At 74.3% G+C, this 23,768-nt stretch carries 23 protein-coding genes and 1 tRNA gene; 2 read left to right on the top strand and 22 right to left on the bottom strand.

Annotated features, from left to right (window positions below):
- Positions 1-3: 3 nt before the first annotated feature.
- Positions 4-201 (top strand): NDP-hexose 2,3-dehydratase family protein, encoded by a 198-nt coding sequence (locus ACQEVU_RS55040; protein WP_433339177.1) that lies wholly within the window; start codon positions 4-6, stop codon positions 199-201.
- 43 nt (positions 202-244) lie between these two features.
- Here the strand turns inward: ACQEVU_RS55040 and ACQEVU_RS55035 are convergent, their stop codons facing one another.
- The 18 genes from ACQEVU_RS55035 to ACQEVU_RS54950 all read right to left on the bottom strand — a co-directional run bounded on the left by ACQEVU_RS55035 (position 245) and on the right by ACQEVU_RS54950 (position 19,555).
- The gene (locus ACQEVU_RS55035) at positions 245-2,347 is read right to left on the bottom strand and encodes an AAA family ATPase (RefSeq protein ID WP_433339175.1); all 2,103 of its coding nucleotides are present in this window, start codon (positions 2,345-2,347) and stop codon (positions 245-247) included.
- Positions 2,344-3,000 (bottom strand): Mov34/MPN/PAD-1 family protein, encoded by a 657-nt coding sequence (locus ACQEVU_RS55030; RefSeq protein WP_433339173.1) that lies wholly within the window; start codon positions 2,998-3,000, stop codon positions 2,344-2,346. Before ACQEVU_RS55030 ends, ACQEVU_RS55035 begins: the two co-directional genes overlap by 4 nt.
- A complete protein-coding gene (locus tag ACQEVU_RS55025) occupies positions 2,984-4,372 on the bottom strand; it encodes a hypothetical protein (RefSeq protein ID WP_433339171.1) in 1,389 nt (462 codons plus the stop codon). The genes ACQEVU_RS55030 and ACQEVU_RS55025 overlap by 17 nt, the downstream gene beginning before the upstream one ends.
- Entirely contained in the window at positions 4,353-4,850 is a 498-nt protein-coding gene (locus tag ACQEVU_RS55020) for a hypothetical protein (RefSeq protein ID WP_433339169.1), read from the bottom strand. Before ACQEVU_RS55020 ends, ACQEVU_RS55025 begins: the two co-directional genes overlap by 20 nt.
- A 1-nt stretch (position 4,851) precedes the next feature.
- A complete protein-coding gene (locus ACQEVU_RS55015; protein ID WP_433339167.1) occupies positions 4,852-5,277 on the bottom strand; it encodes a hypothetical protein in 426 nt (141 codons plus the stop codon).
- Positions 5,261-6,967, bottom strand: a complete 1,707-nt coding sequence (locus ACQEVU_RS55010; protein WP_433339165.1) for a ThiF family adenylyltransferase — start codon at positions 6,965-6,967, stop codon at positions 5,261-5,263. The genes ACQEVU_RS55015 and ACQEVU_RS55010 overlap by 17 nt, the downstream gene beginning before the upstream one ends.
- Positions 6,954-7,193, bottom strand: coding sequence for a hypothetical protein (locus ACQEVU_RS55005; RefSeq protein WP_433339163.1), 240 nt, complete (start codon positions 7,191-7,193; stop codon positions 6,954-6,956). Before ACQEVU_RS55005 ends, ACQEVU_RS55010 begins: the two co-directional genes overlap by 14 nt.
- A gap of 65 nt (positions 7,194-7,258) precedes the next feature.
- A complete protein-coding gene (locus tag ACQEVU_RS55000) occupies positions 7,259-7,930 on the bottom strand; it encodes a 4Fe-4S single cluster domain-containing protein (RefSeq protein ID WP_433339161.1) in 672 nt (223 codons plus the stop codon).
- Positions 7,927-9,105 (bottom strand): hypothetical protein, encoded by a 1,179-nt coding sequence (locus ACQEVU_RS54995; protein ID WP_433339159.1) that lies wholly within the window; start codon positions 9,103-9,105, stop codon positions 7,927-7,929. Before ACQEVU_RS54995 ends, ACQEVU_RS55000 begins: the two co-directional genes overlap by 4 nt.
- Positions 9,102-9,659 carry an FHA domain-containing protein gene (locus tag ACQEVU_RS54990; RefSeq protein WP_433339157.1) on the bottom strand — a complete coding sequence of 186 codons (558 nt, stop codon included), beginning with the start codon at positions 9,657-9,659 and terminating at the stop codon, positions 9,102-9,104. Before ACQEVU_RS54990 ends, ACQEVU_RS54995 begins: the two co-directional genes overlap by 4 nt.
- Positions 9,656-11,611 (bottom strand): AAA family ATPase, encoded by a 1,956-nt coding sequence (locus tag ACQEVU_RS54985; RefSeq protein ID WP_433339155.1) that lies wholly within the window; start codon positions 11,609-11,611, stop codon positions 9,656-9,658. Before ACQEVU_RS54985 ends, ACQEVU_RS54990 begins: the two co-directional genes overlap by 4 nt.
- Positions 11,608-12,957 carry a hypothetical protein gene (locus ACQEVU_RS54980; protein ID WP_433339153.1) on the bottom strand — a complete coding sequence of 450 codons (1,350 nt, stop codon included), beginning with the start codon at positions 12,955-12,957 and terminating at the stop codon, positions 11,608-11,610. Before ACQEVU_RS54980 ends, ACQEVU_RS54985 begins: the two co-directional genes overlap by 4 nt.
- Before the next feature lie 56 nt (positions 12,958-13,013).
- On the bottom strand, positions 13,014-15,290 hold the full coding sequence (locus ACQEVU_RS54975; protein ID WP_433339151.1) for a serine/threonine-protein kinase: 2,277 nt from the start codon (positions 15,288-15,290) through the stop codon (positions 13,014-13,016).
- Positions 15,291-15,296: 6 nt separating this feature from the next.
- The gene (locus ACQEVU_RS54970) at positions 15,297-16,478 is read right to left on the bottom strand and encodes an OmpA family protein (RefSeq protein ID WP_433339149.1); all 1,182 of its coding nucleotides are present in this window, start codon (positions 16,476-16,478) and stop codon (positions 15,297-15,299) included.
- Positions 16,475-17,494: a hypothetical protein gene (locus tag ACQEVU_RS54965; RefSeq protein ID WP_433339147.1), complete on the bottom strand. Its 1,020-nt coding sequence runs from the start codon at positions 17,492-17,494 to the stop codon at positions 16,475-16,477. The genes ACQEVU_RS54970 and ACQEVU_RS54965 overlap by 4 nt, the downstream gene beginning before the upstream one ends.
- Positions 17,491-17,928, bottom strand: a complete 438-nt coding sequence (locus tag ACQEVU_RS54960) for a hypothetical protein (protein WP_433339145.1) — start codon at positions 17,926-17,928, stop codon at positions 17,491-17,493. The genes ACQEVU_RS54965 and ACQEVU_RS54960 overlap by 4 nt, the downstream gene beginning before the upstream one ends.
- Positions 17,925-18,674, bottom strand: coding sequence for a hypothetical protein (locus tag ACQEVU_RS54955; protein ID WP_433339143.1), 750 nt, complete (start codon positions 18,672-18,674; stop codon positions 17,925-17,927). Before ACQEVU_RS54955 ends, ACQEVU_RS54960 begins: the two co-directional genes overlap by 4 nt.
- Positions 18,671-19,555, bottom strand: coding sequence for a hypothetical protein (locus tag ACQEVU_RS54950; protein WP_433339141.1), 885 nt, complete (start codon positions 19,553-19,555; stop codon positions 18,671-18,673). Before ACQEVU_RS54950 ends, ACQEVU_RS54955 begins: the two co-directional genes overlap by 4 nt.
- Before the next feature lie 82 nt (positions 19,556-19,637).
- Between ACQEVU_RS54950 and ACQEVU_RS54945 the strand changes: the two genes are divergently transcribed.
- A complete protein-coding gene (locus tag ACQEVU_RS54945; RefSeq protein WP_433339139.1) occupies positions 19,638-19,871 on the top strand; it encodes a hypothetical protein in 234 nt (77 codons plus the stop codon).
- Between the two features lie 184 nt (positions 19,872-20,055).
- Here ACQEVU_RS54945 and ACQEVU_RS54940 read toward each other — a convergent pair whose 3' ends face one another.
- The 4 genes from ACQEVU_RS54940 to sepX form a co-directional block, all read right to left on the bottom strand.
- Positions 20,056-20,751 carry a type 1 glutamine amidotransferase domain-containing protein gene (locus ACQEVU_RS54940; protein WP_433339137.1) on the bottom strand — a complete coding sequence of 232 codons (696 nt, stop codon included), beginning with the start codon at positions 20,749-20,751 and terminating at the stop codon, positions 20,056-20,058.
- Positions 20,752-20,832: 81 nt separating this feature from the next.
- On the bottom strand, positions 20,833-21,750 hold the full coding sequence (locus tag ACQEVU_RS54935) for an SDR family NAD(P)-dependent oxidoreductase (protein ID WP_433339135.1): 918 nt from the start codon (positions 21,748-21,750) through the stop codon (positions 20,833-20,835).
- 840 nt (positions 21,751-22,590) lie between these two features.
- Positions 22,591-22,664, bottom strand: a tRNA-Ala gene (locus ACQEVU_RS54930).
- 99 nt (positions 22,665-22,763) lie between these two features.
- Complete coding sequence (sepX, locus tag ACQEVU_RS54925) at positions 22,764-23,441, bottom strand: divisome protein SepX/GlpR (protein ID WP_433339133.1); 678 nt, start codon at positions 23,439-23,441, stop codon at positions 22,764-22,766.
- Positions 23,442-23,768: the final 327 nt, after the last annotated feature.

The raw sequence follows: 23,768 nt of genomic DNA, 5'->3' as shown, positions 1-23,768 counted from the left end.
CGTATGCCGTGGCGCCCCGGCCGGCTCCGGCGGCCGGGCCGCGGACGGCCGGGCGTCGGGGCCGGCCACGACTTCCCGCTCGACGTGCCGGAGAACTACCGCTGGATGACCCTGCACCAGGTCAGCGACCTGCTGGAGCACAGCAACTCCCTCAACATCCAGGCCCGCAGCCTCCTGGCCGGCCTGCACACCACCTGGTGACGCCCCGACCGGCCCGGCGGCCGGGGCGTCACGCGGGCGGCGTTCAGACGTAGCTGAGCGCGGGCGCCCGGCCGGGCCGGCGGATGCCGGCGAGCACGTCCTCGTCCCGCACCGGCTCCGCGTAGTCGAAGCCGACGCGCCGCAGGGCGGCCAGCCGCGCCTCGCGGGCGATCATCGCGATGTCCGCGCCCGAGGAGCCGGGGGTCATCGCGGCGTACTCCGCGCAGCGCTCCCGCAGTTCGTCGGAGTCGAGGTACATCCGGAACAGCGCCTCGCGCCCGGCCTGGTCCGGCAGCGGCACCTCGATGTGCAGGCCGAGCCGGCCCGGCCGCAGGATCGCCTCGTCGATGCCGGCGGGGTTGTTGGTGGCGCCGATGATGCACACCTGCCCGAGGTCGACGAGGCCGTCGATCTCGGCCAGCAGCTGGTTGACCACCCGATCGGCCGCCCCCGAGTCGGTCTCGCCGCCCGTGCGGCGGCGGGCGATCGCCTCGATCTCGTCGAAGAAGATCACGCAGGGCGCGACCGAGCGGGCGCGCTCGAACAGGTCCCGCACGGCCTGCTCCGACTCGCCGAACCACTTCGTGAGCAGCTCGGGCCCGCGCACCGACATGAACCGCGCACCGCACTCGTGCGCGATCGCGCGGGCCAGCAGCGTCTTGCCGGTGCCCGGCGGGCCGTACAGCAGGACGCCCCGCTCCATGCGCAGCCCCGCGGCGGCGAAGACGTGCGGCCGCGACAGCGGCAGGATCAGCCGCTCGGTCAGCTCGGCCACCGTGTCCGGCAGCCCGGCCACGTCGGCGAAGGTCGTCGGCGGGATCTCCGAGACCAGGCTGCCGATGGCCGACGGCGTCACCAGCGTGAGCGCCTCCTCCCAGTCGTCGCGCTGGATCTGCAGCGGCGCCTGCGGCACCGGGTTGGCCGACTCGAGTACGTCGGCCGGGAACGCCCGGCGCAGCGCCACCCGGCCGGCCTCGTGGCACAGCGCCTCGAGGTCGGCGCCGACGAACCCGGCCGTGCGCCGGGCCAAATCGGTGACGAGCTCGGCCCGCTCCTGCTCGCCGAAGCCCAGCGCGAGGTCGCGCGTGTGGACCATGAGGATCGCCCGGCGGTCGCTCTCGCCGGGCGCGCCGACCGCGATCTGCCGCCCCAGCCGGCCGAGCCGCCGGATCCCCGGGTCGATGTCGTCGCGGCGGCTGGTCGTCGCGATGACGACCGGGCGGCGGTGCTCGTCGAGCAGCCGCTGCAGGATACTCAGCAGCGCGCCGTTCATCCGCGGCACCGACCGGTCCGGGGCGAGGTAGTCGATGTCGTCGATGACGACGATCCGGCCCGTGTCGCCCTCCATCGCGAACGCGGCGCGCAGGACCGTCTCGGCCTCCTGCGGCTGGCGCCCGGCCAGCTCCGAGCCGCTCACCAGCGTGAACGGCACGCCGCTGTGGTGGCTCACGGCCCGGGCGAGCAGGGTCTTGCCGGTGCCGGGCGGCCCGTAGAGCAGCACCCCGGGCGGCGCGTCGACCCCGATCGCGGCCAGGTCGGCCGGGCGGCGCAGCGGCAGCTCGACCTCCCGGCGCAGCAGCGCGATGGCCTCGTCGTGCCCGCCGACGTCGTCGTACGTCGGCGGCCAGTCGGCCACGCCCTGCGGCCGGCGCACCGCGGTCGTCAGGTGCGGCCCGACGGTGGCCACCCCGACGGCGGCGCCGCCGGCGTGCACCGACTCGATCCGGTACTCGCTCGTGTCGCGCCCGCCCAGCGGCCGGTACGTGAAGCGCAGCCCCGGGTACAGCAGATACCGCCCGTTGCGCAGGAACTCGACCAGCCCGGTGCGGTGCTCGCCGGGCGTGCCGGACCATCGCAGCACCGACAGCTCGACCGCGTCGGCCGCCGGCACGAGCTGCGGCTCGATCGGGTCGACCTCGGCCGTGTCCTCGTGGTCCACCCCGAGCGCCTCGCACTGCCAGCGGTCCAGCGCGACCCGGCCCGGCCGGTCGAAGCGGTTGCCCAGGTCCCAGGCGAGCGTGCAGTAGATGACCGCGTCGCCCGCGCAGATGCGCACCGGGGCGCCGGCCGGCAGCCCCGGCACGCTGCTGAAGCAGTTGCCGTAGTGGATGTCCGTGGGGGTGCGCTGGACGGTGGCGGCGGTCATCGGTCGGCTCCGCTCGGTGGGATGGGGCGCACGTGCGTGTACAGGCTGACCACGTTCCAGGGCGTCACGATCTCCCAGGCGCCGGCGGTGGGCGCGACCTGCGCGATGGCGTTCGCGATCGCGCTGCCGTCGGGAAACTTGATGCTCTCCGTCTTCGGCGGCTGGCCGCCCAGGTCCGGCACCTCGAGGGTCTCCGAGCGCCAGAACGCGATCCGGTCCCGGTCGCCCGGGCCGAGATACGGGTCGAGGACGACCGCGATGGCCTCACCGTCGAGTTGGCGCCACCGCCCGAACGTCGACACGTCGATGTGCGACAGGAAGAGCCCGAGCCGGGGGTGGGTGTGCACCCAGCCGACGATCGTGGCGATGTTGCGCCGCAGCCGTTCGGACTGCAGCACCCCGGTCGCGTTGCGGAAGGTCTCGATCGCCCGAACGTCGAACACGCAGTGGTCAGCCGCCTGCACCCGCTGCGGCGGCAGGATCACCGCCGTCACCCGGATCTTCGTCGCGTCCCGGCGGCCGAGCAGCAGGCCGCCCCGCTCGTTGCGGCCGACCGAGCCGAGGTGGCGCAGCAGGGTCCACGCCAGGCCCGCGTCGAACGACACGGTCCGCTGCTGCAGCGGCGGCGGGGTCCGCTCACGCGTCGGCTGCATGCCGGCCCTCCGACGCCGGCTCCGGCGCCGGGTGCTCGCCCTCCGGTGCCGCCAGGTTCTCCACCGGCGGCTCCGACGGCTCGGACGGCTCCGGTTCGGGGCTGGGGTTGGGGTTGGTGCCGGGTTCGAGGTCGGGGCGGCCGATCAGGACCAGCGGAATCGGCCGGCGCTCGGCGTGGTACACGTTCTCGATCGCCTCGGCCAGCCGCTGCGCGGGGCCGTACTCGATCAGGCCGCCGACGGTGCGGATCGGCAGGATCTTGTGTCCGTCGCCGTCGAAGACGCCGATCTGCTCCTCCAGGTGCGGCCGGCTGACGTCGACGACGATGGGCCGGAACGCGGGATCGAGGCTGCGCCACTTCGCCGACGTGGCCAGGTCGGTCGCGGACAGGAACACGCCCATCCGCGGGTGCGTGTGGACCCACGCCATCTTCACGGTGCCGGGCGGCAGGCCGATCTTCGCCGCGACCGAGTTGACGCCGCGGCGCACCCGGTCCACCTCGTCGGTCGAGAACTCGCACCGCACGGCGCTGGCTCGCACCTGGGCCGGGAACACCATGCCGAGCACGAGCAGCGTGTCCTCCGCCTGGATCGTCAGCGCGACGCCGCCCTGCTCGTCGGCCTCGGGGTCGAGCCGCCGGAGCAGCGTGGCCCAGCACCCCGCCTCCACCGCGACCGCCGCCGGGTCGTCGCGCAGGCGCTGCAGGAAGTCCTGCCGCATCAGCTCGCGGGCCTCCGGCTCCTCCCGTTCCTCCCGCTCCTCGAGCTCGGCCGGCTGCTCCTGCACGTCCGTCTCCTCCACGAGCTGGGCTCCCTCGGCTTCGTCGGTGTCCGCGATGGCTTCGATGTCGTCGGGTACTTCGTCGACGTCACCGGCGTCGTCGACGACGCCTTCAACGTCACCGGCGTCTTCGGCCTCTTCGGCGCCGCCGGCCTCCGGCGCCGGGGCGGTCGCCGACCGCCGCTCGAGCAGGACCAGCAGCGGACCGGCCGCCGCGGGCAGCAGCAGCGCCCAGGCCCCCAGCTGCCGGCCGTCCAGGGTCAGCGACACGCTGACCCCGATCAGCGCGGCGGACCCGGCGAGCAGCAGCAGGAACACCGGCACGGTCGCCCGGTCCGGCCAGGGCAGCGCCGCCGGGGCGCCGGACGGGCGGCGCAGCGCGCTCGGCAGGGTCAGCAGCGCGACGGCGACCGCGATGGACAGGGCGTAGACGGCCGCGCGCTGGGACGGGGCGTCGCCCCGCCCGTACGCGACGGCGAAGGTGACCGTCAGCGCACCGACGAACAGCATCCAGGTGACGGCGCCGGCGAGCGCCGGGCGCGTGAGCAGGCCCGTGCCGGTGGGCACGTGGTCATCGGGCTGGGCTCTCATGATTCTCCGTATTCAGGAGCTGTTTGGCGTACTCGAGCACCGTGCCGAGGGTCCGGTGGGCGGGCGGCGCCTGGTGCCAGCCCACCGCGAAGGTGTTCCAGCACAGGCTCGGCAGCCACGCCCGCATCCACGGGCAGTACTCGCGCGACGCCGGCCAGATGTTGACGTGTTCGATGTCGCGGTCCGCGGGCGAGCGGACCCAGATGGACGGGATGCGGCCGGCCGGCTTCGAGACGTCGACCACCAGCACGTACCGGCAGCGCAGGCCGGCGGCCGGGGTCCGGCCGCCCCGCACGCCCTCGATCGACAGCCGCACGGCCATCACCGGGCCGGGCGGGTCGCCGCCCGGCGCCGATCGGGCGCCGAAGCGGTCCGGTGACCCGCCCGGCCGCGGCAGCACCCCGGGCTGGCGCGCGAGCGCGCCGATGTCGGGGTACTCCGCGCGCAGGCGGGTCACCGCCTCGTCGCCGATGCCCATCTCAGCTGCGCGCGGCGCTGTTCGGGTTGGACTGGGCGAGCACCTGCCGCACGGACTCGAGCAGGTTGGCGAGCTTCCGGTTCGCCGTCGACGTGCCCCGCCACGCGCCCGGGGTGGTCCCCCAGCACAGCGTGGGCAGGCGCGTGCCGGTGAAGGGGCAGACCTGGGTGGCGCGGAAGACGTTGACGTGCCGGATGCTGTTGTCGTCCGGCGAGGCGATCCAGATGGTCGGCAGCTGGGCCTCCAGGTTCTGCACGGAGGCGAGCACCTTGTAGGAGACCGGGTTGGTGGCCCTCGGCGACGAGCCCTCGATGCCGCCGATGGTCACCGAGATCGCGCTGATCCGGCCGTCGCGGTCGGTCGCGAGCGGTTGCAGGCTCGTGAACATCCCGATCGCGACGTGGAAGTCCTCACGGCTGACTGACATGGGTCAACTCCTCACTGTTCTTGATCAGGTGGTCGGGGCACTCCATGGGGTCGCGGTCGGCGGCGCGGTAGCCGGTCAGCGTGCCGGCCGCCCCGTCGAGGGCGTGGAAGCGGGCGACGGCGGCGGCGTGCCCGGCGAGCTCGGCGATCAGCGTCGCCGCCTGGATGCCGCCGATGATCGCGGCGCTGGTGACGATCGACGGCACCGGCGCCGGGCCGACGAGGTCGGTGCAGGAGCGCCGGGTCGGGTCCTGAGCCACCGCGGTGCCGAGCCAGCAGACGAGGCAGCGGCCCTTGTCCGCGGGGTCGCAGACGTGCACCCGGCCGACGAACCCGTCGACCGCTCCGTTGATGAACGGCACCCCGAGGCGCTCGGCGATCCGGTTGAGCACCCAGCGGGTCTGCTGGTTGTCGGGGCAGGACAGCACGGCGTCGGCGGCCGCCAGCGCCTCGCGCAGCTCGTCGATGCGCCGCCGCTGGGCCGCGATGTCCGGGTCGTCGATCTCGAGCCGCGTCCCCTCGCCGAGCAGGTGGTCCTCGAGCTCGGGGGCGATCACGGTCTGCACGGGCCGCAGGCGCATCGCCGGGTTGATCTCGGCGAGACGCTGCACCGCCCGCGTCGCCTTCGGCCGGCCGATGTCCTCCACCCCGTACAGCACCTGGCGGTTGAGGTTGTGGTTCTCCACGGCGTCGTCCATGTCGACGACGGTGAGGTCCAGGCCGTGCGACGGCGTGGCCGCCAGCACCGCCCCGACCCAGCTGCCGAGCGCACCGGCGCCGCACATGAGCAGCCGCGATGCCGCCAGCCGGTCCGGCAGCGCGACGTCCTCGTTGGCCAGCGGCGACCAGCGCAGCGCCCGCACCGGCACGGCGTGCGCCCGGACCGGGCGCACGACGGCGCGCCCGGGCTCGTCGGTGCGGGCCGGCAGGCTCACCACGACGTTGTCGTCGTCGACGACGGTGGTGACCCGCGCCTCGACGGGCCGGCCGTCGACGAGCACCTGGAAGCGCTCGCCCGGGTCGCCCTGCAGGAGCCCGCGCAGGACCGGGAACGGCGTCCGCGCGTCCAGCGCGCGGCGGCCGATGCCGCCGTAGCTGAGCCAGAGCCGCTCCTCCACCCAGCTCGACAGCACCGCCGGGCCGGACACGAGCGCGCCGATCCGGTTGATGACGGCCTGGGCGGTCAGGCCGCCGCACACCGTCGCCAGCGCGGCGGTCAGCACGTTCGCCGGCCCGGCGCCCGCGACGGCCTCCGGGCCTACGTGGACCGCGGTCGGCAGGACCTGGCCGTAGACCGCGATGCCGCCAAGACCGGCGAGCCGCTCGACCTCGTGGGCCGCGGGCACGGCGACCGCCACGCCCGTCGGCAGCGGCGGCCCGGCCTCGACCGTCACCGCCGGGTCGAGCCGGCCGATCCGGCCCGCCAGCGCCGCCGCGAGCGGCTGGCCGAGGTCCTCGGCGCGCAGCAGGAACTGGTCGGCCAGGTCCGGCTCGGCGACCGCACGGTCGTCCAGGCACAGCCGGATCCGGCCGTGCCGGGCGCCGACGCCGAGCATCGCCAGGCACTGCAGCAGGTACGTCAGCGCGGGCCCGGTGCCGTGCACGGTGACGTCGGCGTCGGCGAGCAGATCCTGGGCGACGAGGCCCCGCTGGCGGGAGTACTTGTCCATCCCGGGCTCAGATGCCGCCACCGGTGATGCCGTCGCCGGGCAGGCCGACCGACAGCATCATGCCGGAGAAGTCGCTGGCCGGACGGTTGTCGACGACGACGCCGTCCTTGTCACGCACGCTGAAGTCGTTGCCGGTCGCGATGAACCCGGCGTTGGCGACCGCCTGGTGCACCGTCTGGCCGGGCTGCACCTCGATCGTCTGAGTCGAGTCGGTCAGGGCGTTGCGAAACGTGACCGTGTTGGTCATCGGTACCTCCGGGAATCGTGGAATCGAACGGTCGCTCTCCCGTCCGCCTCTTTCTGACGGACGGCTCAGCCGGCGTCGGTGCGGCGCCAGCTCACACGGGCCACGTCGAGGCCCGCCGCCTTGAAGCTGCGGTCGAGACGCTGCAGGGTGCCCCGGCGCGGCACGCCGACGATCCAGGCGCCGGCGGCGTCGACGCGCACCTGGATCGGCGGGTTCTCGGGGCGCTCGTGCACGTGCTCGGCGAAGCGGCGCCGGCCCAGCTCGGTGCGCAGCACCATGGCCTGGTTCGCCGAGCCGCGCCAGACGAGGTCGGTCGGGGCCGACGCGTCGTAGCGGCCGGTGACGAGCACGTCGGCGTGCTCGGTCGCGGCCCGCTGCGCCGGGTCCAGCTCGCCGGGCTCGTAGCCGGTGTACAGGAGGATGTCGCACTCCCGCCCGGCCTCCCGGCGGATGCGGTCGGCCTCGGCCAGGAACCCGGCCAGCGCCACCGGCTGCGCGAGCGGCTCCCCGCCGCTGACCGTCAGCCCGGTCGCGCCCTGCTCGATCGCCTCGCGCCAGCGCCGCGCGAGCTCGGCGACGGCGACCTCGGTGCCGCCGCCGGGGTCCCAGGTGTCCAGCGCCATGCAGCCCTTGCAGGCCAGCGGGCAGCCCTGCACCCAGACGCCGAGGCGCCGGCCCGGGCCGAGGGCGGTCACCGGGAAGTGGGTCCGGTTCACGCGCAGGGCCGGGGTGTTCATGCCGTCCCGCGCAGGCCGCGGCGCTGCTGTACCGCCTCGGTGAACGTCGGGTCGCCGACCGCTCGGGTCAGCGCGGCGAAGTAGGCCTCCTCGGCGGCGGCGTAGGCCTCGCGGATCGCGCGCGCGGTGTCGTCGACCGTCACGGCGCCGGTGTCCGGGTCGTAGTACCCCGGGTTGAGCCGCGCGGCCATGCCCCGCATGAGCGTGTCGAACCGGTCGCGCCGGTTGCGGTGCCGGACGTACGCCTCCTGGAACGGGTGGCGCCGGGCCAGCCCCAGCATGAACGCCATCGTGCCGACCACGACGAGCAGCGCGACGAACAGCAGCACCACCGTCGCCGGCGTGATGTGCCGCCCGGGGTCCGGCGAGCCCTGCTCGAGGATCGTGCCGCGCACGAAGCCCAGCACGGCGACCACGAGCAGCCAGCCGGCGGCGAGCACGATGACGGCGTGCAGCACCCGCCGCTCCGCGGTGCTCGCCTGCCGGTTGCGCATGAGCGCGCCGGCGATGAACGGGGCGAAGACGACCACGGCCGCCGTCACCACGGCCATCCAGCGGCCGAGGGCGCGGTCGCCGAGGAAGTACCCGAACACGTAGAACTGCACCGGCAGCTCGGCGGCGATCAGCCCGGCGAGGATGAGCAGCCGCCAGCCGAGCGGCAGCGGGTCGGTCTCGCCCTCCCAGGGCGTGTCCTCGTCGGCGCCCTGCGGGTCGGGCGGCAGCGCGGCGTCGTCGTCGAGCTCGTCGATGCGCAGCGCCTCCAGCGCCCGGTCGCGCACGGCCAGCCCGGACATGCGCACGCGGGCGTCGTTCATCCGGCGCTCCTGCTCGTCGCGCATGTTGCGCACGTTGCTGATCCGGGACTCGGTCTGCCGCTGCGCGTCGAACAGCGCCGCGACCGCGGCGTCGCGGCGGCGGCGCAGCTCGTGGACGTAGTCGGGGTCGAACTCGGCGGACGGCGGCTGGTTGGGCCAGCCGTACATCCAGCTGTCGGTCGCCTTCGCGCCGGCGTCCTGCGCGCCACGGGCCTCGGCCTCGGCGATGAGCGTCGTCGCCGAGATCCGCGGGTCGACGAGGGGGGCCGGCAGTTCCGTCTCCAGCCGGCTCGTGTCGAGCCCCACGATCGCGGCCCAGACGGACCACCAGCGCGTCACGAGGCGTTGTATGAAGTTCATCGCGTGTCTCCGGGCCTCGGGAACAGGGTGACGGTGCCCTCGGCGTGCAGGGCGAGCCGGATGCGCTGGTCGTGGCGCAGCTGGACACGGTCGGAGGAGCGGATCTCCCGGCCGTTGACGAAGGTGCCGTTGGGGGTGGGGCCGGGCTCGATCCAGGCGCTGCCGTCGGGCTCGGCGCCGACCACGGCGTGGCGGCGGGAAACGTTCGGGTACGAACGGAATAGCCGCGCGTAGCGGCCCAGGCGGCCGAGCTCGGCCCGCTCGCCGCGGCGCACCTCGACCTGCCCGCCCTCGAACCGGATCAGCAGGGCGGGCGGCTCCAGCGGCCGGTGGCACTGCAGGCACTCGGTGTTGGCGGCGTCCGGCGGCTCGGTGCCGCAGTTCCAGCACGCGCTCGAGCGCGCCGGCGCCGGCTCGGGGACCGGATCACCGCCGGCGAGCGGTTCGGCGTCGGCGTCGGGCTCCGCGTACGGCTCGAGGTCGACGAGATCCACCGGGCAGAACGGCTCGTCGTCGGAGTACAGCCCATTACAGATGCGGCAGATCTGGCTCATGCGCCACCGCCCCGCACGATGCGCACCGACAGCTCGGGGCCGGCCGTCTCGGTGGCCGGCTGCAGCTGCGTCACCACAACGGTCGCGCCGGCGCCGCAGTCGTTGTCGAACAGCTTCCGCGCGAGCGGGTTGATCAGGTTGCTCTCCAGCAGGTTGCCGATGCCGCGGCCGCCGTTGCCCTTGTCGACGGTGCAGGCGTCGCACAGCTGCCGGCGGGCCGGCTCCTCGACCCGCAGCGCGATGCCGAGCTCGCGGTCGACGGCCGCGGTGATGTTGCTCAGCTGCAGGTCGAAGATCTTCTCGGCGACCCGCGGGCCGATGAAGTCGAACACGACGATGTTGTCGCCGAGCCGGTTGAGCAGCTCCGGGCGGCCGAGGTCGACGGTGAAGTGCTCGCGCACCGCGGCCTTCACGGTCGACTCCAGCAGCGGGTACGGCATGCCGGGCTGCACGAGCTGGCGCCGCTCCCCCGTCGCCGGGTCGGTGCGGCTGACGCCGAGGTTGGAGGTGAAGATCAGGACGCACTCCGAGAAGTACGTCGTGATGCCCTGCCCGTCGGTGAGCCGCCCGTCCTCGAGGATCTGCAGGAACTTGTCGAGGACCAGCTTGTGCGCCTTCTCGATCTCGTCGAAGAGCACCACCTGGAACGGGTTGCGCCGCACGGCGCCGGTGAGCTCGCCGCCGGCCTCGAAGCCGACGTACCCGGGCGGGGCGCCGATGAGCCGGTCGGCCGCGTGGTCGGCGGCGAACTCGCTCATGTCGAAGCGCAGGTAGGCGTTGGCGTCGCCGAAGAGGATCTCGGCCACCTGCTTGGCCATCTCGGTCTTGCCGACGCCGGTCGGCCCGGCGAAGAACAGCACGCCTCGGGGGCGCGACACGGTGCTGGTCGCCTGCGCGCCGGACAGGCCGAGCGCGGCCCGCTTGAGGATGTCGAGGGTCTTGTCGATGGCCCGGTCCTGGCCGATGACCCGCGCGCGGATGAGCGACTCGCCCTTCTGGATCTGGTGCCGGACGCTGTCGTGGCGCCACTTGTTGTCCTCGATGCCGAGCTTGTAGATGCGCACGGCGTCGGCGATGTGCGGCGCGTCGATGCCGCGGTCCTTGGCCAGCCGGGTGATCTCCATCATCGAGCGCAGGGTCATGCCGTCGGTGCGCTTGGCGAACTCGGCGACCGCCTGGTCGGCCGTCTTCGCGTCGAGCCGCTCGTGCCCGGGCAGCGAGCGCAGCAGCGGCCGGGCGAGCCGGTCGCGCTCGTCGAGCGCCGGCAGGCCCAGCGCGATCGGCCGGATCGCCTCGACGCCCGCGGTCAGCCAGGCCGGCAGGTCGCGCTCGCCCTCGACGAGCCAGATGACCGGGTTGAACAGCTCGCCCCGCGGGCCGGCGCCGCCGATCGGCTTGGCGGTCAGCGCGAGCTTCTGGCAGTACAGGAAGAAGTCCCGCTCCACCGGGTCGAGCTGGCCGGGCACCCGGGTGATCCGCGCCGCGTAGTCGATGACGAACGCGGCCCGGACCGGGGGCATGACCTCCTCGCGCTTCGGCGGGGGCGCGTCCGCGTCGGCCCCGCCGCCCTCGCCCTCGGGCGGCGGGGGCTCGGCGACGCCGGCCACCTTCCCGAGGTGGATGCGCAGGCGCTCCAGCGACGGGCGGCGGCCGACGGCCCGCTGGCCGAGCAGCTTGCGGGCGGCCGCGGTCGCGCCCGGCGACTTCGGGTAGACGGTGATGCCGTCGACCGGGTCGTAGCAGATGAGGCACTCGTAGCCGCTGGGCTGCAGCGCCTCCCACAGCAGCCGCATCAGCGGCATCGGGCGGGCCGGCCCGCCGGGCGGCTCGACGAGGAACTGGTCGCGCACGTTGCCGTGCAGCACGTACTGCGACTGCACGGCCAGCGTGCCGACGAGCTCCCGGGCCGGGGCCGGGAAGCCGGGCAGGAGGATCTCGGCCGGCGCGCTCACGGGCGGCGCTCCCGCGCGAGGGGCGGCTGCGTGGTGTTGGTGACGGTCGTGTCGTAGACGACGTCCGTCTCGGCCCGGGGCGAGTACTGCGGCACGTGCGCCGGGTCGACCTCCACCTCGGCGCCGATGATCTCGCCGAACTCGCGCAGGTGGGCGTTGAAGGTGCCGCAACGGTCCACGTTGCGGGCGCGAGCCTCGTCGTCGAGTGACGGGGTGTGCCGCACGACCCGCCCGTGGACCGTGCCCTCCTCGTCGAGCCAGACCTCGGCGCTGTGCTCGCCGTACCAGTCATCGCGGCGCAGGCGCACCGTCGAGTGCTCGATGTCGAAGTCGCCCTCGACGCGGTACCCCTGATCGGCCAGGCAGCTGCGCAACGTGTCCTGCACGAACTGCTGCCGCGTCGTCTCGGCCGCCCACTCGGCCGCGGCCCGGCTCTCGCGCCGCAGCTCGTCGGTCATCTCCCGCTCGCCGGTGACGACGGCGAGGAGCTTGGCGGCCGTACCGCTGAACGGCTCCGGCGGCTCCACCCGCGCGACCGCGGGCTCCTCCAGCGCCGCGAGCCGGATCGCGGCGACGCGCCGGCCAGCGGTGCGCCGGTTGACGTCGGCGATGCGGGTCTGCAGGGCCATGAGGTACGCCGTGGCCGCCCGCGCGTCCCCGGGCCCGACGAGGGCGGCCGCCTGCAGCACCCCGACCTGGTCGGCCTCGGCCGCGTCCGGGTCCAGCGTGGCGAGGGCGGCGCGGACCTCGGCCTCGCCCGGCCCGCCGCGCCCGGCGGCGACCGGTACGGCGACGGGCGGCGCGGCGTCCGCGGCCAGCCGCCGCTCCAGCGTGTCCTTGTAGCGCAGCAGCGCGGCCGCCGCGGCCTCGCGGTCCAGCCGGGTCGCCCCGGCGGTGCCGGGCATGGCCGGCAGCTCGATCCGGGCGCTGCTGATCGCGGCGGCGTGCAGCGCCTGCTGGGCCGCGCACAGCTGCCGGTGCGCGGCGGCGACCGCCGCGCCCACCTCGGCGCCGGAGCGGCCGGCCACGCTGACCGGCGACGGCAGTGCCACGGTGGCGCCGGCCCGGCGGGCGCGCTCGGCGACGAGCCGGATGCGCGCGTTCACCTCGACCACGTCGGCCGTGACCGCCCGCCACACCTCGGCGTTGACCTCGGCCGTGGCCTGGGCGGCGGCCTGCCGCTCCAGCAGGTCGCCGTAGTCGCCGACGGCGCGCACGGCGCCCTCGGCCGCGGCGTTCGCGGCCTGGACCACCAGCACCGCGGCGGCCGCGGCGGCCACCACGACGGCCGCGCCGGCGGCCACCACGATGGCGGCCGGGGCGATCATCACTCCACCAGAACTCATCGGCTCCTCCTCGCCCTCTACTGACGGACGGCCGCCCGTCCGCGCCGCCCGCCCGGTCAGCGGGCCGCGGCGGCGCGCTGTTCGCGGATGTTGCGGTCGATGTCGCGCCGCTCCTCGGCGGCGTCGGCCCGCCAGCGCAGGTAGCGCCACACCGCCCAGACGACGACGGCCGCCCCGGCGACCAGCGGGGTGGCCAGCGGGGCCAGGACGGTCAGCAGGTAGCCGCCGACGACCAGTGCGACGATCACCAGCAGCGCGATGCCGCGCCCGGCGATCGAGCGTGCGGCCCGGCCCAGCGCGATCATGCCGGCGCCGAGCATCGAGTACCGCGGGTGGAACCGGCCGCCGATCTCCCAGGCGAGCAGGGACTCGAAGGTGAGCGCGACCGCGGCGGCGAGCACGAGCGCCAGCCAGGCGTCGAGGATCGCGCCGTCCGAGGCCCAGTTCGCGATGTCGCTCACGCCGATGAACAGCGTGCACAGCGCGGCCAGGGCGACGACGCCGGCCACCGCCCACGACAGCGCCAGCGGCCGGTTCTGCCGGCGGGACCACTCGCGCAGGGTCTGGTTGCGCCGCAGCCACGCCCGCCGCCGGGCCGCCGCCCGCTCCTCCTCGGCCGCCGCGGCGGCGCGGTCCTCGGCGTACGCCCGCAGCCGATACGCCACCGCGAGCCCGTCCGGGCGCCCGACCAGCTCGGTGAACCACGGCAGGCGGCAGCGGCGCTCGACGCCGAGCAGCTCGCGCCGGGCCTGCCGCCGCTCGGTGTCGTTCATCGTCGCGGCCCACAGGGTCACCGCGAGCATGCGGTCGTAGGCCTCCCGGCCGGCGTCGCCGCGGCCGACCTGCAGCGCCGCCCGGGCGCCGTCGTCGGCGATCTGCCCGGCGATGGCCGCCCACCGCCGCTGCTGCTCCTCCCACCGGGCCCGGACCTGGGCCAGCCCGCCGCCGCCGGCCGGACCGCCGGGGTCGTCGAGCGCCGCGCCGGCGTCCAGCAGCGGCAGCAGGTCGTGCCGCCACAGCTCGCGCACCAGATCGGGGTGGGTGCCCTCGCCGCCGGCGGCGCGGTGTCCCAGCTCGGGCAGCGTGCCCCAGGCGATGTTGAGTCCGCGGTACATCGGCGGCAGCCCGGGCGCCATCCAGCGCAGCAGCCGCAGCAGCCGCACGTCGGCGGGCTCCCGCGGGTCGGAGCGCGGCGGGGGCGGCCCCGGCAGCCCGCGCAGCCACGCCTCGAGCCGGGCGAGCGGGGCGGGGTCGGCGCCGAAGAACTGGCTGACCGCGGTCTCCCACGTCGCCGTCATCGCGAGCGCGAGGTGGCGGCGATGGCGGTAGGCGACGTCGAGGTACACGAACGGCTCCGGCGCCTCCGCCTCCTCCGACGCCGCGGGCGGCGCCGGGTTCGGCACGCCGGGCGAGCCGCCATCGAGCCACTGCTGCACCTCGTCGGCGCCCCAGCGGGCCGCCGTGCTCGATCCGAGCAGACCCTGGCAGAGCATGCGCAAGCGGGGATCGACGACCGACGAGGCGTCGACCCCGCCGGCGATGTAGGCGCGCAGCGCGTTGTCGTCCTCGATGCCGGGCAGCAGCGGCGCGCCCGTGGCCAGTTCCAGCAGGGTGATGCCGAAGGACCACCAGTCGTACGCCGGCGACACCATCCCCCCGCCGATGAACTCCGGCGGCATGTAGCGGGTCGTCCCCGACCGGTCCTCGGTCAGCTCCCCGGACGCGGCGACGCGCTGCGCGAGGCCGAAGTCGACCAGCACCGCCTCGAACGGGTCGAGCGAGCGCAGGACGATGTTGGCCGGCTTCACGTCGCGGTGCACGACGCCCAGCTCGTGCAGCGCGACGAGCGCGTGGCGGGCCTGCCCGGCCACGGCGTGCAGCACGGCGGGGTCGAGCCCGCCGGGATTGCGCTCCCGCAGCGCCGTCAGGCTTCCGCCGCCCAGGTACTCCATGAGCTCGTAGGGCAGCCCGCCCTCCTCGCCGGTCTCACTCGGCCGCACGAGGTGGCGGCTGCGGGTGCGGGCCAGCAGGTCGCGCACCTCCCGGTCGGGCTCGTGCTCGCGGTACAGCTTCAGCACGTGCTCGACGCCGGTCGCCCGCTCCTGGACCTGGTACACCTCGGCGGGCGCGGCCGGCCGGCTGAGCAGGCGGATCACCTTGAACCGCGCGTCCAGACCGGCCGGCAGGCCCTGCGCGAGCGCCGGGCCGCCGGTGGGGACCCGCCGGCGGCGGCCCGGGTCGAGCACGGTGACGTCGGCGTCATCCGGCCGCGCCCGCCCCGGGTCCAATGTGGTCGGTGGCTCCTCGCCCGGGCCGCCGCCGGGAACGGTCATGCTCGCCTACCCCTTTTGGCAGGTCAGCTGCACGACCACCGACCGGTTGTGCGCCGCCTTGTCCGGGATGAGGTTGCCCTTCTGGTCGACGTCGGTCTCGCGCTGCTCGTAGTGCTCGCCCTTGCCGATCGTCGCGATCCGGCCCGCGTCGACGCCGAGCTGCACGAGGACGTCCTTGACCGCGGCCGCCCGCTGCTCGGACAGCCGCTGGTTGTCCTCGTCGGATCCCTCGCTGGAGGTGGTACCGATGAGCGTCACCTTCTGCGTATGGCCAGCGAGCGTCTTGGCCAGCGAGTCCAATGTGGACTTGGCGGCGCCCGGGTCGCGGAACTGGGCCTTGCCGACGACGAACCCGACCGAGCTGCTGTCCGACAGCACGGTCGTGCCGCAGTCCACGAAGGTCGGTGGGGGCGGCGGCTTCACGACCGTCACGGCCACGCTGGTCTGCACGGAGTTGCGCGGCACGGCGGTGTGCAGGTCGGCGTCGCACGAGGCGCCGGCCTTCTTGGCGATCGTGTGCCACAGCCGGCTGACCTGGTCGTGCGTGTCGCCGACCAGCTGCGGCTGCGGATCGGCGGTCTCGCCGAGGCCGACGAAGAGCACGCTGCGCCCCTGCAGCTGCGGCATCAGGTGCTGGTTGGCCAGGAACGTCGCCACCTGGTCGGGGTCGGCGCCGAACATGTCGGGGTTCTGGTAGCTCAGCGGGCCGGTCGTCGAGACGCCCGAGTCCATCACCACGACCGTCCCGTTGTCCGGCGTGATCTGCCCGGCCTGGACGAGCGCGCCGAGGACGTCGGCCTCCGGCTGCTTGGGCTGCAGGGTGTCGGCGAACTGCACGGTCTGGGAGACGAAGTTCTCCAGGTCGCGGTCGCGCAGCTGCTGGTTCTTGCTGTTCGTCGCGAAGGTCGCCGTCAGCGCCACCGACGGCACGCCGTCGACCCGGACGACCTGCACCTTCTGGCCCTGCAGGGCGGCGCCGCGCACGAGCTGCTGCACCTCGGACGGCAGGTGGGTCTTCGGGCTGTTGGCCCGGGACCCGACGACGAGCGTCAGCGCCGAGCTCGTCTGGTTGGGGCACTGCAGCGCCCACGCCGGCGCGGGCGTCGACTGCTCCAGGCAGGAGGTCAGCGAGCCGCTCGCGAGCGCGAACACCGCGGCGGCGGCGCCGCCGCGGACCAGGCTGATCATCGTAGGTCTCCTTCGGTGTTGCGCGGTAGCTCCTGGGTGGCCTCGGCGGCCGGGTCGACCACGTCGTCCGGGACGTCGTAGTAGTAGCGGGGGGTCTGGTGCGGGATGCGGGGTCCGTAGTCGTCGCGTCGCTGCCGCTCCTCGTCGGCGCGGCGTTCATGCTCGGCCCGCCACCGCTGCTCGGCCTCGCGGCGCTCCCGCGCGGCCCGGTGGCGCTCCTCCTCGGCCTGCCGGCGCTCCTCGGCCTGCCGGCGGGCGGCGGTCACCCACAGCCGCGCCTGCTGCTTGAGCCGGGTGGCGGCGTCGGTGCACTGCTGCTGCGACAGCTCCCACAGCTCTTCGCGACGCACGCGGGCGCGCTCGATCGCCTGCTGCGCCTGCTCGGCCTGCCCGAGCCGCGAGCGCGAGGTGGCGTGCCGGCGGGCCGCGTCCGAGCGCTGGCCGAGCGCGATGCCGTACTGCCGGGCCGCCGGGTCCTGCCGGAAGAACCCCTGCAGCGCCGCCACCGTGCCCGTGGCCACGTACAGCGCCAGGAACAGCAGCGCGCTCAGGTGCTGCGACGTCGTCTGGGCGCTGTCGTTGAGCGCCTGCTGGGTGGCGCCGTCGACCACGAACTTCGAGTTGCCCGCGCCGGAGGTCTCGCTGATGACGTACCGCACCAGGAACGCGATCGCGCCGAGCGAGAACCAGATCCCGAACGAGACCCAGCCCCACGTCGCCGCGTGCGGGATGTTGCGCGGGTTGGTGGCCTGGCGGGCCTGCAGCCCGGCGTAGTGCGCCAGCGCCAGCGCGACCGCCGCGAACCCGACGACCGAGACCCAGACGAGGACCTCGGGCACGTCGAGGACGAGGACGAGAACCTGGTAGAAGGTGACAATGTCGACGCCGACCGCGACGAGCACGAGCACCCACAGCAGCGCGTGGGACTTGGGCCGGCCGGCGATCTGGGAGAGGTCGCCGTGGATGACCCGCCCCTCGTCGCGACGGGGCCGCTCCGGCGTTTGAACCGTGGTCATGTGGTGCCCCTGTTGTGGTTGGGCCGGATCGGGTCGCGGTAGGGCTGGTCCGGGTCGCTCACCCGGTCCAGCGCGTGGGTGACCGCGCCGTTCATGTGCTCGACGCGGCTGCGCTCGTCGCTGTTGACCTCGTCGGCCCACTCCAGGTACGGCCGCAGGCGGGTCTCGAGCAGGTCGAGCTCGATGAGGTCGCTGTTGTAGCGCTCGTACATCTCGCGCCGGAACTGCGACACGTACGAGTCGACGTACTGGTCGATCGCGGCGTAGATCTCCTCGTCGATGTGCTCGGGCGCCATGCCCGCGATGAGGTCCCGCAGCTCGCGGCCGACCCGCTCGCTGTCGATCACGTTGTCCTGGCCGGCCGGAAGCCGCTGCAGGCGCCGGATGACCAGGCGGACGCCGAGCGACGTCATGATGCGCGGGCGCAGCTTCACGGCCCCACTCCCTCTCCGGGTGTCCTCTCGGGCGGCAGCGTGATCACGCCGCCGCGGCAGGTGCCGTCGACCCAGGCCGGCAGGTTCGGCGTGACGGCCGGCAGCAGCGACGCCAGGTGGCGCCCCTCGGGATGCGCCTTCACGAGCGCGTCCCAGTAGGTGGCGATCCGCAGCACGTAGTAGTCCCCGATGCGCTGCCCGAGGGCCTGCGCGACGGCGAACTCGTGGTCGATGCGGCCGCCGACCTCGTCGATGTGGCGCTGGCAGCCCTCGGCCGCGCCGATGCGCCGCTCGAGCTCCTCGCTTGCCTCGGCGATGCGCCGCTCCCGCATGGCCACGCGCCGGCTGTGCAGCGCGACGGTCCCGGCGAGCGGGATCTCCTGCGGGTTGCGCGGCAGCAGCTCGTCCTGCGTGAGCTCGGCCGAGGCCGCGGCGAGGTCGTCGCGGGCCCGGGCGACCGCCCGCTGCGCCGCGGCGAGGTCGCCGTGCAGCCGGCTGAGCTGGTGCTGCAGGCTCTCGGTGCGCCGCAGGAACCGGCGGAACTCCTCGGTGATCTGATACCGCCCGGTGCTGCTCAGCTGCTCCTGGTAGGGAGTGGTGATCCGGGCCTCGTTCTCGATCAGCTCGACCAGTCCGGTGTACGCCGGGATCTGCTTGCGCCCGTCGCGCCGGCCGGCGCGGCTGTCCGCCCGGCGGTCGCCGGTCATGTAGGGCAGCGCCTCCGGCAGCGCGTCGTTGCGGCTCATCCGGTCACCCCCGGCATCGCCGGCGCGGCCACGCCGCAGCGCTCCAGCGCCTCCAGGCACCAGCCGAGCACGGCGGCGCGGTACTCCACCGCCACCCGCCGCAGCCAGGCATTCTGACGATCCAGGTCACGCTGCAGCGCGTGACCCGGGACACCTTCTTCCGGCACGGGAAGCCCCACCTCCGACAGGACTCGCATCGCCTGGACCAGATTTCCGGCGTCGGCCAGCTTGGCGCTCTCCCGCACCGCCCCGTCGACGCTGCCGAAGACGCCGCTGAGCCGCTCGCGGCACTCGTCACCGATCACCTGCAGCGCCCGGGCGTGGGCGACGACGATCCGCCCGCGCCGCACCGCGTCGGCCAGCACGCGGCCGAGGCCGAGGCAGCACTCCAGCGCATCCTCGCCGTCCGGCAGCCGCGGCACGGCCACCATCGGGCCCGGCAGCCCCGCGTACTCCTCGCGGGTCGGCTCGGGCGTATCGGCCATCCCGTCGAGCTGCCGCTCCGGCGCGCACAGCACCGCGAGCGCGCCGTGGATGTCCACGGCCACCTCGACGCCGATGAGCAGCCCGGTGAGCGGCGCCCGCTTCCCCGGATGGGCCGGGATCCGCGGCCGCACGTCGCGGTCGAGCCGGTCGGCCTGCTCGTCGTAGGCCGCGAGGATCCGGACCAGGTCGAGGCTGGCCGACCACGCCGGCCCCGGCGCCTCCGCCCGCGGCTCGCACAGCACGCGCGCCGCCTCTTCGATCAACTGCTTGTGCAACCGCCGCCGCCGGCGCGCCAGCACGATCGTCCCGGCGGCCGTGACGACGGCAGCCACCACCGCGACCGCGACGATCGCGGTCCGCTCGGTCACCATCCAGCCCATCACCTGCACGCCCATAACTGACGGACAGCTTTTCGGCGCCAGGAACAACTGGGGTGCAGGGGTTGATCGCCGCCGCGGCGCTCCGATAGGAGGCTCCGTGACCTCGACGGCCCGAACGGAGCCCCAGGTCGAGCCGGACGGCGAGTTCCGTCGCCTGGCCGGCCGGGCGATCAGCGCGATCTTCGCCCGCGCTGTCGGGTTACTCGCCGCTGGCGTACCTCAAGAATCTCCGATCCAGGGGTACTTCCTGGGCCGCCCCATGCCCGCCCCGGACGTGATCGGCTGGCTCGGCGCGCACCGCTGCCTGGCGCCGGCCGCCGGCCTGTCGTGAGGCCGGCAGCCGGGCGTCTATCGGGTCGGCTCACCTTCGACGGGGTTGGCCGCCATGCGGCCGGCGACGTGTCGGCGTACCGATGCGGCGGCGCTGTCCGGCTTGCGCCGGGCCTGGCAGCGCGGGCGAGTAGCTCCGCTCGGCCACGACCAGCACGGCCGCGGCGGCGGGGGTCTCCGGGCCGCTAGTTGAGCACCTTCAGGACCTTCTGGGCCAGCGGGCCGGCGGAGGCGGGATTCTGCCCGGTGTACAGGTTGCGGTCGACCACGGTGTAGGGCTCCCACATCGGGCCCCGGGTGAAGTCCACGCCGAGCTTCCTGACCTCGTCCTCCATCAGCCACTTCGCCTTCGACGCGAGCCCCACGGCCTCCTCCTCGTCGTCGGTGAAGCCGGTGATGTGATAGCCCGCGAACGGCGACTTGCCGTCCGCGCCGCGGGTGGCCAGCAGCGCGGCCGGGGCGTGGCACACCACGGCCAGCGGCTTGCCGGAGGCCAGCGCGTCAACGAGCAGCCGGCCCGAGTCGGCGTCGTAGGCCAGGTCCTCCATCGGCCCGTGCCCGCCCGGGTAGTACACCGCGTCGTAGTCCTCGACCCGGGCGTCGCTCAGCGCGATCGGCCGCCGCAGCTCGTCGGCCGCCTCGATGACGTCCTCCTCCTCGCGCGACTTGGCCTCGCCGCCGGCCATGTCGGGCCGCAGGCTCAGCATGTCCACGGTCGGCACCGTCGCCCTCGGCGTGGCCACGGTCACGTCGTGCCCGTGCCCGGTGAAGGCGCTGTACGGGGCCACGAACTCCTCGGCCCAGTACCCGGTGGGATGCCGGTGCCCGTCCTTCATCGTCCAGTAGCTCGCCGCGGGCATCACGAACAGGATGTCGGCCATGTTGGGATCCCGCCCCTCAATCCGATCCGGGCGCTCTGACCGTCCTGAGCTACCCCGCAGCGCCCGCAAAACACGCCCGGGTCAGGCGCGCCGGGCGGCGCTGCCGAGCAGTTCCGCCGTGGCCTCCCAGAGCCGGCTCTCGCGGGCCCGGTCGTTGGCGACGGGCCGCACCTCGGTCACCTGGTCGACCACCACGAAGGCGCCGTCGCGCAGGCCCGCCCAGCGGTCGTCGAGCGCCACCGAGGCGAGCGCCGGCCCGGAGCGCACGGGGGTGGACACCCCGGGAATGCGGCCCAGCGCACGCCCCATCGCCTGCATGGCCTCGGGCGCACCCCGGCTCAGCGCGGTGCCGGGCATCCAGCCCGGTTCGAACACCGACACGTTGACGCCCGGCCCGACACGCCGCTGCAGCTCGTGGGCGTAGTAGATGATCGCGAGCTTGGCGTTGGAGTACGCGACGCCGCTCGCGGTGAAGCCCGGACTCGCCGCCCCGGTCGCGGGCTCGGCGATCGCGACCGGGTCCCGCCATTGCGCCTCGGGCACGCGCAGCATCCGCCGCCAGATGTTGGCGCTGTAGGTGTTCGAGCCGACCAGCACGACGCGGGCCGGCGCGGCGAGCGAGGGAAGCAGATCCCCGATCAGCTGGGCGTGGGCGAGGTAGTTGACGGCAAAGGTCATCTCGTAGCCGTCGGCGGACGCGGCCCTTGTGTCGGCCGACATGAGGCCGGCGTTGGCGACCAGGGCCCGCAGCGGTCCGACGGCGCCGGAGTCGAGCAGCTCCCGCACGGCGACCGCCGCTGCCCGCACGTCGGCGAGCCGCGACAGGTCGCAGCCGATCTCGTGAACCTGGACGCCGCGGGCACGGGCCTCGCCGGCGACCTCGGAGAGCGCCTTGCCGGCCCGCCCGACCAGCAGCAGGTCGGAGCCACGGTCGGCGAGCGCAAGGGTGGCGGCCCGGCCCAGACCTCGAGTCGGGCCGGTGATCAGCGTGGTTGTCATATCCAAAGCCTGGATCGAGCCCGCCCGGTCAGGCAGTCGTCCCGTTTTCGTAGGAATGCCAGACTCAGGACGACGCCGACGACCGCTAGCCAATTGGCAGGTGGCCGCGTGGTTCGGTACCCGCGAACCTGTAGCACCACGAATGCTCGGCACCGTCGCCGCCCGTCGCCGACAGGACGTAGACGGACCATGCGTCGCCGCCGCCGTTGCTCGTTCGCAGTCGTGTCGGGGGCCGCCCGTCCGCGTCCAGCTGTACGATCTTGCACCGGCCGGCACGGGGACCATCCATCAATCGGATGCCGGTGGTCCGGTCGACGATCTCGCCCCTGAGCCATCGGCGAATGTTCCGCATGGCCGCCGTCTCGATGCCGCCCACAGCGGAACTACAACACCATTCACACCCCCTCGGCAACAACCCGACGGGCGCTCCAAGCCCCGCTATGGCAGCGCCCACCGGACCGTAGGGTTTCCGGGGGCCCGGCCCCCGCAGCAGACATGACAAGCGCCCCCCGTTCGCGCTTTCCGCGACAGAGGGCACCGGCGCCACACCCCCTCAGCAACAACCGACGAGCGCTCCAAGCCCCGCTATGGCAGCGCCCACCGGTCCGTGGGGTTTCCGGGGCTCGGCCCCCGGAGCAGATATGACAAGCGCCCCCGGTTCGCGCTTTCCGCGAACAGAGGGCACCGGCGCCACACCCCTCAGCAACAACCGACGGACGCTTCAAGCCCCGCTATGGCAGCGCCCACCGGTCCGTGGGGTTTCCGGGGCTCGGCCCCCGGAGCAGATATGACAAGCGCCCCCGGTTCGCGCTTTCCGCGAACAGAGGGCACCGGCGCTTGTGGAGTTGAGGGGACTCGAACCCCTGACCCCCTCGATGCGAACGAGGTGCGCTACCAGACTGCGCCACAACCCCAAACCGTTCCGCCGAACCGGACCGGCGCTAAGACTAACAGAGGGCCCGAGGGCGACGCGAATCAGATACCCCCCGAGGCTCCCCGCGTGTCGGGGGAGGTCACTGGCCGGAGGCGCGCGTGTCGTAGGGGCGGCCGCGCAGGGAGTTCAGGCGGGCCGCCTCGCGGCGGGCGCGGTCGCGTTCGGCCAGCTGGTGGGCCAGGGCCTCGCGGCGGGCGGCTGCGCGGCGGAGTTGCTCGCGGCGGACCAGAGCCTGGCGGCGGGCGATCCACGCGGCGTAGCGGGCCTCCTCGCGGCGGCGGCGGCGGTCGCGCAGGGCGCGGGTGCGCAGGTGGGCCAGGTACGCGACCAGCAGCACGCCCGTGACCGCGAAGCCCACCCAGAAGCCGGGGCTCACCAGGGTGATGCCGCACACCTCGACGAGGTTGAGCAGGACGAGGGCGAGCAGGACGCGCCGGCGGCGGTACATCGCCCGCGGCGCCCGATGCACCCGTCGCCGGGCGGTCGGGGAGACCGGGGTGAGGGCGCGGCGCGGCGGCGGTAGGGGGCCCGACGCGGAGGAGACCCGCGGCACGAGCAGGCGCGGCGGGTTGATCGGGCGGCGGCCGGGCACGGTGCGGCGACGCCGGTCCACGCGGGTCAGCACCCGCGCGGTCGACAACGCCCGCTCCGCCACCAGCCGCTCTGTTGCGTCGTATCGGCGCACCAAAGCGGGCGCCAGGGCGAGGAGCCCAGCAGCGGCGAGGACGGCGAGGAGCACCGAGGTCGGCACCCTCACGCCTCCAAATCACAAGCCTTCCGCGCCGGTCCCCCCGGGCGCGCAAGCCATCCAAGTCTGTGGAAGTTACACGTAGGTAACTCCGACTCATGACCATACGTCGCGTGGGGGCCTGTACCACGTCAACACGCAGAACGACACGCCCGATCGAGCAAACCGGACATAGCCGAAAAATCCGAAAAGGCGCCGAAGGGGCGAACCGCTAGGCGTTGGCAGACGACTTGTGCCAGCGCGGCAGGATGGAGCCGCCGGCGAACCGCTAGGCGTTGGCCGACGACTTGTGCCAGCGCCCGACTTGTGCCAGCGCCGCAGCAGGGAGCCGCCGGC

This window comes from Dactylosporangium sp. CA-139066 (genome assembly GCF_050936175.1).
GTDB lineage: Bacteria > Actinomycetota > Actinomycetes > Mycobacteriales > Micromonosporaceae > Dactylosporangium.
The sequence above is the reverse complement of the archived record's forward strand: the minus strand, read 5'-3'. Positions and strand labels throughout refer to the sequence as shown.

Coding starts and splice junctions, on each gene's coding strand:
- ACQEVU_RS55005 (WP_433339163.1), bottom strand. CDS start 7,193: ATGACCAACACGGTCACGTTTCGCAACGCCCTGACCGACTCGACTCAG.
- ACQEVU_RS54970 (WP_433339149.1), bottom strand. CDS start 16,478: ATGATCAGCCTGGTCCGCGGCGGCGCCGCCGCCGCGGTGTTCGCGCTC.
- ACQEVU_RS54950 (WP_433339141.1), bottom strand. CDS start 19,555: ATGGGCGTGCAGGTGATGGGCTGGATGGTGACCGAGCGGACCGCGATC.
- ACQEVU_RS55000 (WP_433339161.1), bottom strand. CDS start 7,930: ATGAACACCCCGGCCCTGCGCGTGAACCGGACCCACTTCCCGGTGACC.
- ACQEVU_RS55030 (WP_433339173.1), bottom strand. CDS start 3,000: ATGCAGCCGACGCGTGAGCGGACCCCGCCGCCGCTGCAGCAGCGGACC.
- ACQEVU_RS54975 (WP_433339151.1), bottom strand. CDS start 15,290: ATGACCGTTCCCGGCGGCGGCCCGGGCGAGGAGCCACCGACCACATTG.
- ACQEVU_RS55035 (WP_433339175.1), bottom strand. CDS start 2,347: ATGACCGCCGCCACCGTCCAGCGCACCCCCACGGACATCCACTACGGC.
- ACQEVU_RS54940 (WP_433339137.1), bottom strand. CDS start 20,751: ATGGCCGACATCCTGTTCGTGATGCCCGCGGCGAGCTACTGGACGATG.
- ACQEVU_RS55040 (WP_433339177.1), top strand. CDS start 4: ATGCCGTGGCGCCCCGGCCGGCTCCGGCGGCCGGGCCGCGGACGGCCG.
- ACQEVU_RS55025 (WP_433339171.1), bottom strand. CDS start 4,372: ATGAGAGCCCAGCCCGATGACCACGTGCCCACCGGCACGGGCCTGCTC.
- ACQEVU_RS54990 (WP_433339157.1), bottom strand. CDS start 9,659: ATGAGCCAGATCTGCCGCATCTGTAATGGGCTGTACTCCGACGACGAG.
- ACQEVU_RS54955 (WP_433339143.1), bottom strand. CDS start 18,674: ATGAGCCGCAACGACGCGCTGCCGGAGGCGCTGCCCTACATGACCGGC.
- ACQEVU_RS55020 (WP_433339169.1), bottom strand. CDS start 4,850: ATGGGCATCGGCGACGAGGCGGTGACCCGCCTGCGCGCGGAGTACCCC.
- ACQEVU_RS54965 (WP_433339147.1), bottom strand. CDS start 17,494: ATGACCACGGTTCAAACGCCGGAGCGGCCCCGTCGCGACGAGGGGCGG.
- ACQEVU_RS54995 (WP_433339159.1), bottom strand. CDS start 9,105: ATGAACTTCATACAACGCCTCGTGACGCGCTGGTGGTCCGTCTGGGCC.
- ACQEVU_RS54980 (WP_433339153.1), bottom strand. CDS start 12,957: ATGAGTTCTGGTGGAGTGATGATCGCCCCGGCCGCCATCGTGGTGGCC.
- ACQEVU_RS54935 (WP_433339135.1), bottom strand. CDS start 21,750: ATGACAACCACGCTGATCACCGGCCCGACTCGAGGTCTGGGCCGGGCC.
- ACQEVU_RS55015 (WP_433339167.1), bottom strand. CDS start 5,277: ATGTCAGTCAGCCGTGAGGACTTCCACGTCGCGATCGGGATGTTCACG.